This window comes from Bradyrhizobium sp. USDA 241 (assembly GCF_049739505.1).
Lineage (GTDB): Bacteria > Pseudomonadota > Alphaproteobacteria > Rhizobiales > Xanthobacteraceae > Bradyrhizobium > Bradyrhizobium liaoningense.
The window spans coordinates 26,922-43,938 of record NZ_JBMGPZ010000009.1 but is presented as its reverse complement, the minus strand read 5'-3'; the positions used below and the strand labels follow the sequence as shown (position 1 = coordinate 43,938).

Annotated in this window: 17 protein-coding genes and 1 pseudogene; 10 read left to right on the top strand and 8 right to left on the bottom strand. The window is 61.0% G+C overall.

The annotated features are described in order from the left end of the window. Positions 1-65 precede the first annotated feature (65 nt). From ABIF91_RS45355 to ABIF91_RS45325, 7 genes and pseudogenes are all read right to left on the bottom strand, one after another. Positions 66-828, bottom strand: a pseudogene (locus ABIF91_RS45355) (IS6 family transposase). 234 nt (positions 829-1,062) lie between these two features. Continuing rightward, positions 1,063-1,869, bottom strand: coding sequence for an amino acid ABC transporter ATP-binding protein (locus ABIF91_RS45350; RefSeq protein WP_028181904.1), 807 nt, complete (start codon positions 1,867-1,869; stop codon positions 1,063-1,065). 8 nt (positions 1,870-1,877) lie between these two features. After that, complete coding sequence (locus tag ABIF91_RS45345; protein ID WP_028181903.1) at positions 1,878-2,528, bottom strand: amino acid ABC transporter permease; 651 nt, start codon at positions 2,526-2,528, stop codon at positions 1,878-1,880. Beyond that, entirely contained in the window at positions 2,525-3,190 is a 666-nt protein-coding gene (locus ABIF91_RS45340; RefSeq protein WP_424579923.1) for an amino acid ABC transporter permease, read from the bottom strand. Before ABIF91_RS45340 ends, ABIF91_RS45345 begins: the two co-directional genes overlap by 4 nt. A 24-nt stretch (positions 3,191-3,214) precedes the next feature. Beyond that, positions 3,215-4,159 carry a transporter substrate-binding domain-containing protein gene (locus tag ABIF91_RS45335; protein ID WP_341878356.1) on the bottom strand — a complete coding sequence of 315 codons (945 nt, stop codon included), beginning with the start codon at positions 4,157-4,159 and terminating at the stop codon, positions 3,215-3,217. A gap of 27 nt (positions 4,160-4,186) precedes the next feature. Then, the gene (locus ABIF91_RS45330; protein WP_028181902.1) at positions 4,187-5,104 is read right to left on the bottom strand and encodes a LysR family transcriptional regulator; all 918 of its coding nucleotides are present in this window, start codon (positions 5,102-5,104) and stop codon (positions 4,187-4,189) included. A gap of 381 nt (positions 5,105-5,485) precedes the next feature. Next, a protein-coding gene (locus tag ABIF91_RS45325) for an IS3-like element ISRj2 family transposase (protein ID WP_129557670.1) occupies positions 5,486-6,615 on the bottom strand; the annotation gives its coding sequence in 2 pieces (ribosomal slippage) (positions 5,486-6,363 and positions 6,363-6,615; 1,131 coding nt in all). A gap of 92 nt (positions 6,616-6,707) precedes the next feature. Here ABIF91_RS45325 and ABIF91_RS45320 point away from each other — a divergent pair. The 10 genes from ABIF91_RS45320 to ABIF91_RS45275 all read left to right on the top strand — a co-directional run bounded on the left by ABIF91_RS45320 (position 6,708) and on the right by ABIF91_RS45275 (position 15,653). After that, positions 6,708-7,553 (top strand): NAD(P)-dependent oxidoreductase, encoded by an 846-nt coding sequence (locus ABIF91_RS45320; protein WP_424579922.1) that lies wholly within the window; start codon positions 6,708-6,710, stop codon positions 7,551-7,553. Between the two features lie 23 nt (positions 7,554-7,576). Further along, positions 7,577-9,082, top strand: coding sequence for an aldehyde dehydrogenase family protein (locus tag ABIF91_RS45315; RefSeq protein WP_245285563.1), 1,506 nt, complete (start codon positions 7,577-7,579; stop codon positions 9,080-9,082). 104 nt (positions 9,083-9,186) lie between these two features. Next, positions 9,187-10,155, top strand: a complete 969-nt coding sequence (locus ABIF91_RS45310; RefSeq protein ID WP_157783820.1) for a glutamate cyclase domain-containing protein — start codon at positions 9,187-9,189, stop codon at positions 10,153-10,155. Between the two features lie 206 nt (positions 10,156-10,361). Further along, positions 10,362-11,675: a hypothetical protein gene (locus ABIF91_RS45305; protein WP_028181942.1), complete on the top strand. Its 1,314-nt coding sequence runs from the start codon at positions 10,362-10,364 to the stop codon at positions 11,673-11,675. After that, on the top strand, positions 11,672-12,688 hold the full coding sequence (locus ABIF91_RS45300; protein ID WP_028181943.1) for a glutamate cyclase domain-containing protein: 1,017 nt from the start codon (positions 11,672-11,674) through the stop codon (positions 12,686-12,688). Before ABIF91_RS45305 ends, ABIF91_RS45300 begins: the two co-directional genes overlap by 4 nt. A gap of 17 nt (positions 12,689-12,705) precedes the next feature. Further along, a complete protein-coding gene (locus ABIF91_RS45295; RefSeq protein WP_028181944.1) occupies positions 12,706-13,455 on the top strand; it encodes an amino acid ABC transporter ATP-binding protein in 750 nt (249 codons plus the stop codon). 44 nt (positions 13,456-13,499) lie between these two features. Continuing rightward, entirely contained in the window at positions 13,500-14,375 is an 876-nt protein-coding gene (locus tag ABIF91_RS45290) for a transporter substrate-binding domain-containing protein (protein ID WP_028181945.1), read from the top strand. A 53-nt stretch (positions 14,376-14,428) separates the two neighbouring features. After that, positions 14,429-14,782: an ABC transporter permease subunit gene (locus tag ABIF91_RS45285; RefSeq protein WP_424579921.1), complete on the top strand. Its 354-nt coding sequence runs from the start codon at positions 14,429-14,431 to the stop codon at positions 14,780-14,782. Beyond that, a complete protein-coding gene (locus ABIF91_RS45280) occupies positions 14,779-15,096 on the top strand; it encodes an ABC transporter permease subunit (RefSeq protein ID WP_424579920.1) in 318 nt (105 codons plus the stop codon). Before ABIF91_RS45285 ends, ABIF91_RS45280 begins: the two co-directional genes overlap by 4 nt. Beyond that, the gene (locus ABIF91_RS45275; RefSeq protein ID WP_424579919.1) at positions 15,093-15,653 is read left to right on the top strand and encodes an amino acid ABC transporter permease; all 561 of its coding nucleotides are present in this window, start codon (positions 15,093-15,095) and stop codon (positions 15,651-15,653) included. Before ABIF91_RS45280 ends, ABIF91_RS45275 begins: the two co-directional genes overlap by 4 nt. Here ABIF91_RS45275 and ABIF91_RS45270 read toward each other — a convergent pair. After that, on the bottom strand, positions 15,640-16,704 hold the full coding sequence (locus tag ABIF91_RS45270; protein ID WP_026192128.1) for an IS630-like element ISRj1 family transposase: 1,065 nt from the start codon (positions 16,702-16,704) through the stop codon (positions 15,640-15,642). The two genes, ABIF91_RS45275 and ABIF91_RS45270, sit on opposite strands and share 14 nt — an antisense overlap. Between the last annotated feature and the right edge of the window lie 313 nt (positions 16,705-17,017).

The window sequence follows — 17,017 nt, the reverse complement described above, 5'->3', positions numbered from 1 at the left end:
GTTATTAAACGTATCGTTTCGAAAATACTTATGTCAAGAGAAGCCCTCCGCGCGGCATCGTCAACTTAATCGACCGCCGAGCCGAAGGAGGCGATTCTCAAAGGTTCGAGATTCGGCGATAGCGCTTGTCGTGGAGATGTCGCGCCAAGTCGCAAAGGCTCGCTCGCGCGAAGCACGACGGAAGTCGGCGGTGACAGCTCCGGGATAGGGGATGTGGAAAAGGTTCGCGACCTGATCGTGAACTGACAGAAACTGTTGAGCCTGACGGGACGATTTGAAACGCTTCATGATCCGCTCGCGTCGCCGCGTCGGCTGATGAGAATTCTCGGCCCGATTGTTGAGAGCTTTGTGCTGGCGATGTTCGACGTGAAAGCCCATCTTCGCCCTCGCAGCGCCGTACGAACGGAGCTTGTCCGTGATCATCACGCGCGGCGGCGTGCCGGCGGATTTCAAGAGCTTCTTCATGAGCCGCTGGGCAGCGCGCGAGTCTCTTCGGCGCTGGATCAAGACGTCGAGAACGAAGCCATTCTGGTCGACAGCGCGCCAGAGCCAATGTTGTTCGTCCGCGATCGAGATAACGACTTCGTCCAGATGCCATTTGTCACCGCGAGCGGGTGCACGCTGGCGGATCCGATCGGAGAACGGCTTGCCGAATTTCCGTCCCCACTGGCGCACGGTTTCATAGGTCACGCCAATGCCACGCGCCGCCAGCATTTCCTCGACCATGCGCAAGCTTAAGGGAAACCGGAAATACAACCAAACGGCATAGCTGATCACTTCCGGTGGGAAGCGATGGCGGCGATAAAGAGGGTCCTTGGCAGTCCGCATGCCGCTCGTCTACCCCGCTTCACGGCCACCTTGGCACTATTTGTCGGCGCACGAGACTCGTATCCGCAACCGGTTCGCTATACGCGGTGGGATCAGGGGCAGGGCGGTCTTGTTTGAAATTCGATTGCGTTCGTTGCGCTCTGGTTGGGGTGTTTCTGGCGTGAAACTGGCGCGGTGATTCCTCATCTCTCCGTCCTCCGCACCAGCGCCAGTGGCTCCCGTAAAGAATGGTCGCTAGGTGTCTTGAACTTTGTTGACGGATCGATCCATTCCGAGAAACGACCGAAACCTCTCAGTTTGAGGATTGGCCATGATGTCGTGCGGCGCGCCGTGCTCCATGATCACGCCGCCGTCCATGAAAATAACGCGATCGGCAACCTCACGGGCGAAGCCCATCTCATGCGTGACGACGATCATCGTCATGCCCTCGTTGGCCAGTTCCCGCATGACGCGGAGCACTTCGCCGACGAGCTCGGGGTCGAGGGCCGACGTCGCTTCGTCAAAGAGCATGACAGCGGGTCGCATCGCGAGCGCGCGGGCGATTGCCACGCGCTGCTGCTGGCCGCCGGAGAGGCGGGCGGGATATTGGTCGGCCTTGTCGGTCAAGCCGACCTTCTCTAGCAACTCCAGCGCGTGCTTCCTCGCCTCAGTCCTGTCTCGGTGCTGGACCGACACGGGCCCCATCATGACGTTCTGAAGGACGGTCCGATGCGGGAACAGATTGAAGCTTTGAAAGACCATTCCGACATGCTCACGGTTCTTCGCAACTACCTTCTCATCGAGCATGCGGCGACGGCCTGCGCTGTCGCTCTGATAGCCGACCGGTGCCCCATTGACCGTGATTGTGCCGTCCTCGAATGTCTCAAGGAAGTTGACGCAGCGCAGCATCGTGGACTTGCCTGATCCGCTCGGGCCCAGAACGACAACGACTTCACCGCGCCGGACATCGAAAGAAACCCCGTTCAGGACACGATGCGCCCCGAAGGATTTCACGAGGCCATTCACTGATACGATAATGGGCGATCCGGCGGAGATGGTCATGGGCACCCTCAGTGATCGAAGGAGAGTTTCCGCTCGCAATAGTTCGCGAGCAGCGAAATCGGGTAGCAGATCAAAAAGTAGATCACCATGACACCCAGGAAGATTTGGAAAGCCGCGAGTGTTCTCTCCACGACCTCGCGAGCCGCAAAAGAGAGTTCCCAGGCTCCGACGACCGAGGCGTAAGAGGTCTGCTTGATCGCCATAAGCGAGATGTTGAGGATCGGCGCAATCGAGAGACGGGCTGCCTGAGGGAGGACGACCTCACGGAGCATCGTCAGCCGCCGCATGCCAAGGCTCTTAGCTGCTGCGATCTGGCCGGTCGGCACGGCTGCGATGGCGCCGCGCACTGCCTCGGTGACGAAGGCGCCGACATAGAAGACCATCGATATCATGACTGCGGCGTAGGCGCTGAGACGGATTCCAAATGCCGGGAAAGTGTAGAAGCCGAGAAACATCACGACCAATACCGGAATGCCCCGAAACACGAAGACGTAAGCCGTGACGAGGGACCGAAGGATCGGTCCACCTCCGCTCGAGATCGTTCCGACGACCGCGCCAAGAAGCGTGCCGGCTATGACGACGACGAAGGCGAGCCATAGCGTGACCAGCGCACCCTGCAACAGGTAGGGCAGGTTTGCGATAAGGACGGATATGCTCATCCGAGCCTCCGCGAGAAGCGCATCTCGCTGACTCGAAACCCGGCGCCGATGACGGAAGTCAGGATTAGATAGAGCGCCGCAACGAGGATGAAGACCTCAAAGGACGCTCCTGATCTTTCGATGATGACCTTGCCGGACAGTGTCAGGTCAAGCACACCGATCGCCGATACGAGAGACGTGTCCTTCACAAGGACGATCAGTTGGTTCGAGACGGGTGCCATGACCTTGATAGCGGCCTGTGGAAGAACGATCTGGCGAAAAATCGCCCAGCGGCGCATGCCGATCGCCTGTCCCGCCTCCCACTGCTTGGCGCCCACGGCCGCGATGCCGCTGCGCAAGAGCTCAGACAAAAAGGCTGCGTGCTGAAGCGCGACGGCGAGGACACCGCAGGTGATCTCACCCCAGAAGAATCCCACGAGTGGCAGGCCGAAGAAGAGGAGGTACATCTGGACGAGGAGCGGTGTATTCCTCATCACCTCGACATAGGCTCGTACAAGAGCGCTGGGTAGCCGCCAGCCGGCAACGCGCGGCACAGTGAGAAGCACGCCGATTGCGAGAGCCGTCGGCGCCGCGAGCGCCGCGACAGCGATGGTAACGAGCATCCCGTTCCAGAGTTGCGGAAGGTAGCGGACGGCGAAGTTGCCAAACTGTGACCAATCCATCACCCGCCCTCTCTGCGCAGTCGATCAGTTATTGTTGAGATACCACTTCGCATTCTTCGGCTTTTCGCCGAACCACTTCTCGTAGATCGCGCTGTACTCGGCGAAGAGATACCCGCCGGTCATCTCGGACACGACGAGATCGAGGTATTGCCAGAGCCGGAAGTCGCCCGGCTTCATGAAGATACCCGTGTTGACGACATCCGTCAGGCGAGTTTCCATCACGCGCATGTCCGGGTTGGACTTGACATACCATGCGGCTACGGGAGCATCGAGCTGAGCGGCCTGGGCTCGGCCAAGCTTCACAGAGTTGAATTGCGAGGCGATGCCGTCAAAGGTCTGGAGCTTGGCCTGCGGGAAGAGGCGCTTGGCGCGCTCCTCCTGGGTCGGCGTGGTCAGATTGGCGATGGTGACGTTCGGCTTGTTCAAATCGTCGAGCGTCTTGAAGGGCGCATCTTTGCGGACGATGAGGACGATGCCGCCATCGATATAGTTGCGGGTGAACGCGACCCGCTGCGCGCGGTCGGCGTAGATGGTTGTCGTCTGCGCGCCAAAGTCGATCGTGCCGTTCTGGGCATTGGGCCAGCGCTGGGCTGCGCTCTGGCGAATGAACTCGACCTTGTTGGGATCACCGAAAGTCGCTTTGGCGATCAGCCGGGCAACATCGATGTCGAAGCCCACCAGCTCCCCCTTCTCGTCGACGAAGCCGAAAGGAGGTGACTCGCTCGACACGCCGACGACCAGCTTGCCCCGCGCCAGGATTTCATCCAGCCTGGACTTCTCCTGAGCGTGGCTCGCCCCGGCCGCGAGCGCGAACCCGCAGAATGCCGCAACCAGATCGGTGACGAACCGCAGTCCATAGCTTCGCATGTCCATGCTCCATTGGTTGTTGGAAAGATAGAAGTGTGGCCTTTGCTCAACGACTAGCGCTCGTCTTGCCGCGGCGAAAGAACACGGTTCCTGTCGGAGCACGTTAGAAATAGTTACGCTGCCAACGTTTTAGAGGCGGCAATTGAGGGCCGCTCGCTCCAGGGCCGCCAATGCAGCGGCAACGATAGGGCGCCGGGATGTGCCCTTGGGAACGGCGCTGAATATGTGTCTGTGTAAGGCGGGCGCAATGGGAAGAACGCGAAAGTCGGGATCCTTGTCGAGGGGCTGCACCGCAAGACCGGGCAGGACTGTTACGAATTGTCCGGTGCGTACCATCTCAAGGGTGGCAGAAATATTACGAGCGCTGCAGCCAATCTTCATTTCGAATCCGGCAGCCAAGCACGCGTTAGTCAAGTTCTGCTGATAGGCGACCGCCGTTTGGTTGATCGCCCACTTCTCGTTCGAGAGATCCTTGAGCTCTATGCTTGTCAAGTCGGCCTTCGCGAAGCGGTGGTCTGACGAAAGGATCGCACTCAAGGCGTCGACATAGAGGGGGTGGAATTCGAGGGCCTGTTGGTACGCACTTGCATCGGCATAATCGTCGACAATTGCGATATCGACCTGCTTGGCGACGGTTGCCTTGAGGCCTTCGGTCGGCTCGAGTTCGACGAAGCTTGCATCGATCAGGGGGTGTGTCTTGTGGAGATAGCCCAAGGCTCTTGGAACGATGCTGGTCGCGACACTCCCGAATGCGGCAAGTCGTAGTTCGCCCGCAGGAGGTCCGTCCTTCTCGTCGAGCTCGGCTTCGATGCGCTCTGCCAGTTGCAGCAGCGGCGTGACGCGATCCAGGAGTTGCTGCCCTTTGGTTGTCAGGCGCAGCCCTCCTGCCGAACGCTCGAAAAGTACCGCTCCCGCCTCGCGTTCGAGCAGCGCCAACTGTTGCGACACGGCTGGCCGTGTCTGGCCGAGCGCTCGTGCCACCGCCGAGATCGTGCCGAGCTCGGAAAGCTCATGAAAGAGACGTAGTCGTGAAAGACTGAGGGCCAAACTGGCATATCTCCAAAGAACCCGAGAGTAAGAATTTCTTTCGCCTCGCGTCAATTGGACTGGTCTTCCGGGGCCGGTCGAACCGGCCCAAAACCGCCGGCATCACCCTTGTGATCGCGATCATCGCGAAGATGAGGCTGCGATCGCCGAGTTTTGACCGGCCTATCGGCCAATATCGCGAGGATTTATCGATGCCGACGATCGCCTTCTTGGGTGTTGGCCGCATGGGTTCACAAGAGCTGGCCCCGGTTGTTTGGACAGCGCCCCGCTGGATTTAAGTGGATTCCTGCCGGGTTATGCTGAACGCGGGGCTTTACGGTTTTGTCGTTGCGTCGGGAGGGCGTAGCCCGACCAGAGCGACGACAAAACCGTCGGCGACGGTCATGCGGCCATCACCATAGCTTGCGTGCCGAAGTAAGCCTCGTCGGGCGTGCGCCCGTCAAGGCTCGAGTGAGGGCGTCCCTGATTGTAGAAGGCCAGATACTTGGCAATTGACGCTCGCGCCTCGGACACGCTGTCGTAGGCGCGGAGATATACTTCTTCGTATTTGACCGTGCGCCAGAGCCGCTCGACAAACACGTTGTCGCGCCAGGCGCCCTTGCCGTCCATGCTGATGGCGATCTTCGCGTCCAGCAGCACATCGGTGAACTCGAGGCTGGTGAACTGGCTGCCCTGATCCGTGTTGAAAATCTCGGGCCTGCCGTGCTTCGCCAACGCCTCCTGGACCGCTTCGACGCAGAAGGCCGCCTCCATTGTGATCGAGACGCGATGGGCCAGGACCCGTCGGCTGAACACATCGACGACCGCCGCGAGATAGACGAAGCCACGCCGCATCGGAATGTAGGTGATGTCCATTGCCCACGCATGGTCGGGCCGCTCGATCTTCAATCCGCGCAACAGGTACGGGTAGATCTTGTGACCCGGAGCCGGCTTGCTCGTGTTCGGGCGACGATAGACCGCCTCGATCCCCATGCGCTTCATCAGCGTCGCGATGTGGCGGCGACCGGCGTATACGCCCTCCCGCCGCAGCAACGATCGCAGCATACGCGCTCCCGCGAAGGGATAATCGAGATGCAGCTCATCGAGCCGACGCATCAAGGCAAGGTCCTCGGCCGAAACTGGCCGAGGTTCATAGTAGACCGTGCTGCGAGCCAGCTTCAGGACCTTCGCCTGGCGCACGATAGAAAGATCATGATCGCGGTCGATCATCGCTTTGCGCTCAGCAGGCCCGCCTTGGTGAGCGCGCCGGACAAAAAATCGTTTTCCAACGCCAGCTCGCCGATCTTGGCATGTAACGCCTTCAAATCGACCGGCGTCTCGGCCGATGTCTTGTCATGCCCAAACACGCCGGCGGCGCCTTCCAGGAGCTGGTTTTTCCAGATCGTGATCTGGTTCGGATGAACATCAAACAGTTGCGCCAGCTCCGCCAGTGTCTTGTCGCCTTTGACCGCAGCCAAAGCAACCTTCGCCTTGAATGCCGGAGAATGCGTCCGGCGGCTCTTCTTCGTCATCTTCGCTCCTGATTCGCAGCAAGAATCCTCGCCGCTGTCAGGCAGAAAATCCACTCAAGCTACTGTCCGAATTTGCGGGGCCAGCTCTACATATGGCGCGTCGGCTTGCCGAAGCCGGACATAAGGTGCGGGCTTTCGATCCCAACGCGCCGGCCGTCGCCAAGCTTGCCCCGGCTGGCGTGGAAGCTGCCGCAAGCCCCAAGGCCGCTGCCGCTGGAGCCGATTTTATTCTGGCGAGCCTCCCTTCTCCAGTGGTCCTGACGGCGGCCGTAACCGGTGAGGACGGGATCCTCGCCGCTGCGAAGAAGGGCGCGACTGTGGTCGATTTCAGTACGGTAGACCCCGCAACCACCAAGGCGGTCGCTGCGATCTGCGACAAAGCCGGGATCAACTATCTCGATGCGCCCGTCAGCGGCGGCGTCGCCGGCGCAGAAAATGGCAAGCTCCTGATCATGATCGGGGGCGACCAGACCGTGCTGGATGCGACGCGCCCTGTGCTTGAGACGCTGGCTGGCAAGATCATTCATTGCGGCCCGGTCGGTTCCGGACAACTTATGAAGTTGAGCCACAACCTGTTGACCGCGATCAACACGGTAGCACTCGGCGAGGTGCTGGCAGCTAGCGTGAAGTCCGGCGCGAAGCTCGACGTGTTGCTCGAGGTTCTCGGCGGAGGTCTCGCCGGCAGCAAGATGCTGGATTGGCTCGGCAAGACGCTCTTTACGCAGGAGCGGCCAGCCTTCTTCGCGCTCGACCTGATGCACAAGGACATCTCGCTCGCACTCGACGAGTTCACGGCTTCACCGATGTATCTCGGGCAGCTCGTTCGCCAGATCTACAATACCGCCCGCGCGGACGGTCTGGGCGGAAAGGATTCCACTAGCGTCTCGGAGGTCTACGAGCGACTGCTCAAGGTCACTCTCCGTCAGCCCGCAGCATGATTTCGAAGAACAGGAACGAACAAATGAGAGCGCAACTCGCCACCACCAGCTACGATTCCGAACTGACGTTGCCCCGCTCCGGGCTGCTTGGCAACTTCATCGGTGGAAAGTGGATCAAGCCGGTCTCGGGCCGCACGATGGCAGTCGAGAATCCCTGCCGACGCGACACCATCGCCATGGTCGGGGCTGCGGACAAGCAAGACGTCGATGCCGCAGTCGCGGCGGCCAAGGCGGCCTTTCCGAACTGGCGCCGCATGGCGGCACGAGCCCGCGGCGCGCTTTTGACTGAACTCGGCAATCGCGTATCGGCGCATGCCGAAGAGATCGCCAAGGTCCTCGCGGCCGAAACGGGTAACGCGCTGCGCACGCAAAGCCGACCTGAGGTCGCGAGCACTGCCGAGGTCCTGCGCTACTACGGCGGCGTGGTATCCGAGCAGAAGGGCGAGACGTTGCCGCTCGGCCCGGGGATATTCAGCTACACTACGCGAGAGCCGCTTGGTGTCGTCGGCGCGATCATCCCCTGGAATTCGCCCCTCGTACTCGCAGCCGTGAAGATCGGCATGGCGCTCGCCACCGGTAACACGCTGGTTCTGAAGCCTGCCGAGGACGCGCCGCTAGCGGTCATCAAGGTCGCGGAACTTGCAGCCGACATGTTCCCGGCCGGCGTCTTCAATGTCGTCACGGGAACGGGCACCGAGGCCGGTGCGCCGCTTTCGAACCATCCCGACGTGTCGAAGATCTCGTTCACAGGCTCGGTCGAGGTGGGAAAGCTCGTGGCGCATGCCGCCGCCGACCGCATTGCGAAGGTCACCCTTGAGCTCGGCGGCAAGAGCCCCTGCGTCGTCTATCCAGATGCGGCGACGCCGGAGCAACTCGATACCTGCGCGACAAACGTCATCAATGCCATGCGCTTCGCGCGCCAAGGGCAGTCCTGCACGGCGGGCTCGCGGCTCTTCATCCACCGGGACGTGTTCGAGCCGGTGGTTGCAAAGGTTGTCGAGAAGCTGAAGGCCATGAAAGTCGGCGACGCGCTCGACGAGGCCTCCGACATCGGCGCGATCATCAACGCCGAGCGCTACGGAGAGGTTTGCGCTTTTATCCGCGAGGCCGTCGATCGTGGCGCGAAGGTGGAGATCGGTCAGGTCCCAGCTCCCGCTAACGACACCGACGGCTTCATGCCGGGCCCCGTCGTGCTGACGGGTGTCGACAATAGCTGGCGTGTTGTGCGCGAGGAGGTCTTCGGGCCTGTCCTGGTTGCGATCCCCTGGACGAACGAAGACGAGATGATCGGCTGGGCGAACGACACCCATTACGGTCTCGCTGCCTACATCTTCACGAACGACATCACCACTGCCCTGCGCGCAGCGGAGCGAATCGATGCTGGCTGGCTCCAGATCAACCGTGCCGGCGGTCAGATCCCAGGCATGTCCTACGGCGGTGCCAAACAGAGCGGCATCGGCGCCGAATATTCTATCGAAGGGGCCCTCGAGAGCTACACCTATCGCAAGAGCGTGACCGTCACGGTGTGAGCCGAGAGACAGGCCAAGAGGTCTCCATCGTTATGCTCTTAACGGAAGACTCCACAGGTCCGGACCCTCTTCTGGCCACGGCGGGCGAGCGGTTCGATCGCCTGATGACGATTGAATCCCGTCCTCTCGCGGGCGGGCTTCCACCGGGTCTCGTCGTTCCGATGTACGAGATCTGCCGTCGTCATCACGGCGAGCCGTTGTCTACGTTGGCAACCAGAGCCCTGATGTCGCGCGTCGCCTACGGCGACCACGTCATCGTGGCGACGGGCGCCGGCGTTCCGCCTAAACTCCCGCAGGGCGAGACCGACGGACCGCCAGGCGCCGCTGTCCTTGCACGGGCTATGGCCCTCGGTCTTGGCGCCCAGGTCACGATCGTCTCGGAAGAGGCTCATTCTAAGCCAGTGGAAGCTTGCGCTGCGCTCGTTGGATCCTTCAGGGCAAGGCCGATCAAGGTGGAGACTATCCCGCCTCATTCCAAGTATGGGCCCAAGGCCGTCGAGGCGCTGCTGGCACGACACCAGCCATCGGCAATCGTCTTCGTCGAGCTCGATGGCCCCAACCCGGATGGTTTTTTCCACGGCGTCCGCGGCGACCGTCGCCCTGCCGGCACGATGGCGCACCTCCATTTGCTCGCAGAGGCCGGACACGCGGCGAAGCGGTTGACGATAGGAATTGGCGACGGCGGTAACGAGGTCGGCTTCGGCGCGGTGCGGACGGCGCTTGCCGCTTTTCATCCAAATGGCTTCGTTGTCACGGCGGTCGAGACGGACGTGATCGTCAGCGCTGCAATATCGAACTGGGGCGCTTACGCCGTTTGCGCCGGACTTGCTGTCGGGCTTGGCAGTCCTGACCTGCTACACGACGAAACTCTCGAAGGGGAGCTGATCAGAGCCTGCGTTAAGGCCGGCGCTCGTGATGGCGCGACGGCAAGCACCGAACCCCTCGTTGATGGTGTCTCTGAGAGCGGTCATCGGGGTTTTGTCAGTCTGCTCCAAAGCATCGTTGCAAGTTCGTCAAGCGAGCTTGGTCCGGATTCGTCGTCGCGTCAGCGATCTCGCGAGGTGACCCAATGACGCCGAGCTACGACCCCGCTGTTGGGCCCGACTTCGTCGGTCTTGTACCGGGCTTGAAGCATCGAGAATGCCTCGCCTGGCGTATTCGCGCGGCAAGACGCTTTCGCCGAACGCTTCTGACAAGAACGCCCATTTCATCGCGCGTCGCTGGTCACCTTGGCTCCCTGGTTGTCCGCATCGCCAAGTCACACTGGTTCTAGGAGAAGATGATGACAGCCGTCGCCTCGGAGTCGAAAACGCAATCCCCGAAGCCCACAGATAGCTTCGGTAATCCCATCGATCCCATTGTCGGCTTTGCGCGTGGTACCATCATCCGATCCAGTGTCGACGAAGCGCGTCGCCTTCGTCAGGGGCAGGTCGTAGCGGCCAATCGTGTCCGCAGGCTCGGCCCGCATTCCATCGGCGTGTTCACAGGAAATCAGCGAGACTTTCCGCTCAAGGCGGAAGATCTCGCGACACTTTGCGAGGAATGGGTTGGCCCGGGCCTCTTCGCCGAAGACCTCCGAGAAGTCGCGATCAATCACCTTGGTGGTGAGGACGGGGATGGCGTCGCTGTATTCAACCGCACCAGCGCGGGAATCATTGCTACCATCGTCGCTCATGCCGGCGACAGCCCCGTGATTTCGATCGTCCCTCCGGGTGGGCGATCGCACGCTTCGGTGATCCGAGGCTGTTCCATCGCTCGGGTGGAACTCGTCGAAATCGGGGGCGATCGCGACTGGCAGGCAGCTCTGACCAAGGCGAAACCCAACCTCGTCGTCGTCACCACCGTAACGAGCGCCCTCGAGCTTCTGGACGACACCGTGACCTCGGCTGTCGTCAAAGCCACTCACGCGGTCGGCGCCATTGCGTTCGTGGACGACGCTTATGGCGCCCGTCTGCGTCCTGTGCTCCATGGCGGTAAGCCGGGCCTCGCCCTCGGCGCCGATCTCGCGATTACCAATTGCGACAAGGCGGGTCTCGCCGGACCGCGCGCAGGCGTCCTTGCCGGCCGCCCCAATCTTGTCACGGCGGCGTCAGCGAAGGGCGCTGAATTTGGGATGGAGGCACGCGCGCCGATCGCCGCTGGCGCCATGCGGTCTCTCCAGGCTTTTCGGCCTGAGGACCTGCGGGAGGAGGCTCGCTCCGGACAGGCGCTCGCTGTCGCACTCGCCGAGAAGCTGGGTCGCGACCTCGTGGTTGTCAGCGATCTCGGACCAATGGTCGACGAGCAAGATGTGCTCGCCGTTGTCCTGCGGCGCGCCGGCCGTTCCGCCGAAGGCCTCGGGCTCGTTCCTTGCGAGGTCTCCTCTGCGCTCGGTATGGTCCTCCTGCGCGACGCTGGAATCCTCACGGTCAACACCCACGGACAGCCTGGGGCGCGTGTGTCGCTGCGCCTGAAGCCGACACTCGACGCGATCGGGAGAGTTGGCGGCCAGGATGCCGTCGTCGCCGCCGTCGATACTGCACTCGATCATCTCGCCTCGCGCATCGACGATGTCTCCGCAATCTCACAGCTCGTTCTCGGAGACCAGACATGAGCAACGCCAACACTGCCTTTGCGGGCATGGATGACCGGCTCGACCGACTGGTCAATCTCGATCTCGGGGGCCGAGGCGTCGAACATCTTTACGAGGCGGCTCGCGCGCGGCAAGGCGGTGCCTTGTGCGGCGCGGCCGCCGAGGCGCTCGCCGCTATCCCGGTGGGGGCGACGGTCGTGGTGACGACGGGCTCCGTCTCGCGGGCCTGGATTTCGCCCACTATCGGCGAGAACGACGGGCCTGCCGGCGCCGCCGCGGTCGTGCGAGCGCTTGCCCTATCCAAGCGAGCGACCTGTGTCGTTGTCGCGGAGGAGACCCTGCTCGACGGCACCGCCAAGATCCTTACCAGCGCCGGCCTGTCGGTGCTCCCCTACGAGCAGGCGCGGATTGCGAGCGGCGACGGAAGCCTCGCGGTCGCCAGCACGCGCTCCTTTCCCGTGACGGACGCCGAGGCGAAGGCCGCCTCCGCCGCCTTGCTCGATGAATTCAAGCCTGCCTTGGTCTTCTCAACGGAGCGGGTCGGCCGTAACGCCGACGGCATCTATTGCTCGATGCGCGGTATCGACTACGGCATGGGGCGGGCCCGGATTGACTACTTGTTCGACGAGGCGCTCGCCCGCGGGATTCCTAGCGTCTGCGTGGGCGACGGGGGCAATGAGATAGGCATGGGGGTCGTCGCCGACGCCGTGCGGCGCCATGTGAAGTTCGGCGACGCGCGGCCGGAAGGCGGTGCCGGCATCGGAGCGGTGACTGGCACCGATGTCCTAGTCACCGCAGCCTGTTCGAACTGGGGTTGCTACGCCATCCTGGGGGCGCTTGCGGCCCGTCTGAAGAGGCCCGACCTCCTCCATGCGCCAAAAATGGAAGAACACCTGCTGCGTCGCGGTGTCGACATCGGCTTGATCAACTCGGTCGGTAACGTCGTCGATGCTGACGTCGATGGGATTCCTCTCCAGACGCATGTCGCGATGACCGACCTGATCTCCGCGGTCGTTCGACCAGCGTTGCGCTGAGAACAGAGAGGCGCCCAGTGTCAACCGAACCGATTGCACCCTTCCTCGATCTGCGTGGCATACGCGTTTCGTACGGATCAAACGAGGTTCTGAAGGGCGTCGATCTCTCGGTTCGTCAAGACGAGGTCGTCGTCATCATTGGCCCGAGCGGCAGCGGCAAGAGCTCGCTCCTGCGAACGGTTAACATGCTTCAGCCGGTCGTCGGCGGTGAGATCGTGCTGGAAGGCCAGGACTTGCTCTCCGGCAAGCAGGACGTGAATAAGGTCCGCCAGCGCGTGGGAATGGTGTTCCAGCACTACAACCTGTTTCCGCATCTCGCCGTTTTGAAGAATCTCACCTTGGTTCCGCGTCGCGTCTTGAAGGAGCCGACTGCGGAATCGGAAGCGCGCGCCCGAGAGTTGCTCGCGAAGGTCGGTTTGGCAGACAAGGAGAGCAGTTATCCCGACCAGCTTTCGGGAGGCCAGCAGCAGCGTGTCGCGATTGCCCGAGCCCTAATGATGCGCCCTCACGTGATGTTGTTCGATGAGGTCACATCGGCGCTCGATCCTCAGCTCGTACGCGAGGTCTTGAACGTCATGAAGGATCTCGCGCGCTCCGGCATGACTATGCTTGTCGTGACGCACGAAATGAGTTTCGCGCGAGAGGTCGGCGACACACTCGTATTTATGGCCGACGGTGTGGTCGTTGAGAAAGGGCATCCGGCCGACGTCCTCGATCGACCAGGTCACGACCGCACGCGCCAATTCCTGTCGCACACTGACGTCTGACCTACTTTTTTCGCCATACCAAGATCAACAGGAAAGCGGAGATTATGAACATGCTGAAATGCCTAGCCGCGATCGCGGCCCTGTCATTTTCGATAGTGGCGTTGCCGGCCATCGCGCAGTCGAAGGTGGACGTGCCGCTGCCCACGGACCTCGCCACGCCAAAGGTTCTGACGATCGGCATCAATTGCCAGTATCCGCCTGCAGGCTATGTCGGGCTCGATGGAAAGCCTGCCGACTTTGAGTATGGGCTCGTCAAGCGCATCGCCGAATTTGCCTTCGGCACCGAAGCCGGTCTCCAGACCCAATGTATGAACGACAGCAACCGTATCCCGTTCTTGCAGTCCAGCAAGGTCGACCTCGTGCTCGCCTCGCTTGCCAGAACTCCGGCGCGCGCCGAGCAAATCGACTTCTCGGATCCGATCTGGTTGAGCAATCTCCAGCTCGTTGTGAAGAAGGAATCTCCCATCAACAACTACGCCGACCTCGCCGGTCGCACGGTCGTGACGCCGACAGGGAGCACCTACCAGACCTGGTTACAGAAGTGTCATCCGAAGGCGAACCTGATCACGGCCCAAAGCCCGGCCGATTCCTCCACGATGCTGATCCAGGGGCGTGCTGACGCCTTCGCCTATATCGACGTCTACGACTACAACTTCGTGCAGAACAACAAAAACTTCAAAGTCGTTGGCGAACTCGCTTCACCTGCGATCCAGGGTATTGGCGTCAAGAAGGGCAATGCGGCCATGCTTGCCTGGATCAACGCAGTGATCGCCAAGATGCGCGAAGAAGATGCCTTCTACAAAGCCTTCGCCGAAGAAGTCAGGGATCCGACGATGGTCGCGAAGTATCGCAATGTCGTCCCGGGACCGAAGGTCAAGCTCGACTATGCCGGCGTCGATCCCATGGAGTGCAAATCTTGAGGGTCCCGGCAGCGCGATAGCGTCCCAATTCGGCTTGGGCGGAGGTGCGGATCGTGCAGAACGATCTCATGAAAGAGGTAACTGAGCTGCTAGCGGGCCTCGGCAACAGCCTCCTCATCAGCGCGATCGGCATCGCGCTCGGAATTGGGATCGGGCTCGTGCTCGGGGCAATACGCTATGCACGGATTCCCATCACCAACATTGCAATCGTTGGATTCGTAAATGCATTCCGCTGCACGCCGCTCCTCGTACAGATATTCCTTCTGTTCTACGCGCTACCCGACATAGGCATCCGTCTGACGCCGTTCGAGACTTCCTGGCTAGCGCTCGCATTGTGGGGCGGTGCTTATCAAACGGAGGTCTTCAGGGCCGCATTCGAAGCTGTGCCGAAATTCGAAGCGAAGTGACGGCAGCTCGCGCTCTCGGCTTGCCGGCGTTCCAGACCTTTCTTGACATCACACTCCCGATCGCGTTGCGCGTCGCGATCACCGGAACAACAACCACGGCGATCACGCAGTTCAGGTCGTCCTCCTTCATGATCGTCGTCGGCTATCAGGAATTGACCTATGTCGCCAACCGGATCGTGTCAGATACGTTTAAAGTGTTTGAGACCTTCGGCATCGCTTGTCTCATGTACCTGCTGGTGTGCAGCATCCTAAGCGCTTTGTCTCGTACGTTCGAGCGCAGGCTCGCGATTCCGGGGCTGGGAGTAGTTAAATGAACAACTGGGTTTGGCCTGTCACCCTTTACCTTGGTAAGGGCCTTTTGGTTACTTTGTGGATCTCGCTGCTCACCGTCATTTTGGCGACAATGCTTGGTCTCCTGATCGCGGCGCTGTCGCAAAGCACGCTCACGTTCGCGCGCTTTGTCGGACGGCTTTACGTTGAGTTGTTCCGCGGCGTGCCGTCGCTTATGATACTCCTCTTCGTGTTCTTTGCCCTTCCGCAAATTGGTCTCCGCACGGGCCCACTCACGGCCGCAATAATCGGATTGGGGCTCTGGGGCGGGGCGAACATCGGTGAGGTCTTTCGAGGCGCCTTGGATTCAATTCCACATCGCCAAGAGCAGGGCGCCCGAGCGCTTGGCTTGAGCGCAACGGAAGCGCTTGTGTTCGTCATTTTGCCACAAGCATTTCGGCGTGCGTTGCCGCCCTACGTCGGGCAGCTCACCGTTCTCGTCCAGGCGAGTGCACTGACGTCCGTTGTCGGCGTGTCGGATCTCTTGGGATCGGCGCGTCAAATGATAGAAAGACTAGTACCCGGAATCAGAGCTGAGTGATACGGCGGCCTTTGAAACGGCGTTGACGGACCTTTTTCTTGGTCCAGACGAAGGGCTCGGCTCTGTCGTTGTATGCGTTGACGTAGGCATCGATGTGTTCCTGAAGCTGCTTGAGGCTCGTGAAGGAGGTGCCGCTGAGCGACTGCCCCTGCAAGATGGAAAACCATACTTCGACCTGATTGAGCCATGACGCACTTGTCGGCGTGAAATGAAATTGCACGTTGGGGTGGGCCTTGAGCCAGTCCTCGTTCTTTTTATGGGTGTTGAGGTTGTCGAGGATGACGTGAAGCTTGCGGTTCGGAAAAGCCGCGGTGACGCTGTTCATGAAATCGAGAAACTCGACGCGGCGCCGGCGTTTTGAATGGGTCGCGATGATCTTTCCGGTGGCGACTTCGAGCGCCGCAAACAATGTTGTGGTGCCATGCCGCTTGTAATCGTGGCTTTGGCCGGTCAAGGCGCGGCCATTGGGCAACTTCAGATAACCCTGCGCTCGCTCCAAAGCCTGGATCGAGGGCTTCTCGTCCACGCACAGCACAATGGCCTTCGCCGGCGGCGCGACATAGAGGCCGACAACATCGGCGGCTTTGGCCGTAAAGTTCGGGTCGTTGCTCTCGCACCAGGACTTGCGAGCCACCAGGTCAATCTTGTGGCTGCGCAGGAACCGCCAGACATATTGGACATCGACATCGCCCAGCGCCTCGGCCAGCAGGGGGCCGGTCCAGCGCGCAAACCCTTGCGGTGGCGGCTTATCCAGCAGCTTCAGAATCCGCTTGTCGGTCGTCTTCGTATAGATCGGCTGCTTGCCAGGCCGCGGCTTGTCTTGCAGCCCTTCAAGGCCATGGTCGGCATAGCGATGCCGCCAAAGGCTGACAATCCGCGGCTGGACCCCAACTTCCTTGGCGATCGACCGGGTGCTGCGCCCATCCGCCGCCAACAGAACTATCCGCGCCCGCTTCAAATCGCGCTGCAACGTCACCGGTGAGCGACAGCACGCCTCAAGCACCTTGCGATCTTTCCTCGAAAGGTGGACTTCTCTTGCTTCGGGTATCATCCCGACCTTGAATCACGACTCACGTTCCAAGAAAAGTGGGTACTAGCGTATGTCGGAACCGGAGACTCACACGCCATCGAGATCTATCTGGGCGTGCTGAGTATATTCTTTGTGATCTGCTACGCGTTGACCGGGCTGGCCAGTATGATCGAACGCCGTCTTCGAGTCTGAAAACAATTCCTAGTCGATCGAAACCTTCGAGGGAAAGGCAATTGCGCCGTTTGAGCGAACCCGCTCGACTCCATCGAGCGCTTTGCGCGGAGACATGTTCTAGTTCAAGCAAAGCCCAAACTGCACCGAGAGCGCGCCCACG

Bases quoted from the DNA above. Each gene is read 5' to 3' on its own strand.
- ABIF91_RS45350 (WP_028181904.1), bottom strand. From the start codon at position 1,869: ATGACCATCTCCGCCGGATCGCCCATTATCGTATCAGTGAATGGCCTC.
- ABIF91_RS45345 (WP_028181903.1), bottom strand. From the start codon at position 2,528: ATGAGCATATCCGTCCTTATCGCAAACCTGCCCTACCTGTTGCAGGGT.
- ABIF91_RS45340 (WP_424579923.1), bottom strand. From the start codon at position 3,190: ATGGATTGGTCACAGTTTGGCAACTTCGCCGTCCGCTACCTTCCGCAA.
- ABIF91_RS45320 (WP_424579922.1), top strand. From the start codon at position 6,708: ATGGCGCGTCGGCTTGCCGAAGCCGGACATAAGGTGCGGGCTTTCGAT.
- ABIF91_RS45315 (WP_245285563.1), top strand. From the start codon at position 7,577: ATGAGAGCGCAACTCGCCACCACCAGCTACGATTCCGAACTGACGTTG.
- ABIF91_RS45310 (WP_157783820.1), top strand. From the start codon at position 9,187: ATGACGATTGAATCCCGTCCTCTCGCGGGCGGGCTTCCACCGGGTCTC.
- ABIF91_RS45305 (WP_028181942.1), top strand. From the start codon at position 10,362: ATGATGACAGCCGTCGCCTCGGAGTCGAAAACGCAATCCCCGAAGCCC.
- ABIF91_RS45300 (WP_028181943.1), top strand. From the start codon at position 11,672: ATGAGCAACGCCAACACTGCCTTTGCGGGCATGGATGACCGGCTCGAC.
- ABIF91_RS45290 (WP_028181945.1), top strand. From the start codon at position 13,500: ATGAACATGCTGAAATGCCTAGCCGCGATCGCGGCCCTGTCATTTTCG.
- ABIF91_RS45275 (WP_424579919.1), top strand. From the start codon at position 15,093: ATGAACAACTGGGTTTGGCCTGTCACCCTTTACCTTGGTAAGGGCCTT.
- ABIF91_RS45270 (WP_026192128.1), bottom strand. From the start codon at position 16,704: ATGATACCCGAAGCAAGAGAAGTCCACCTTTCGAGGAAAGATCGCAAG.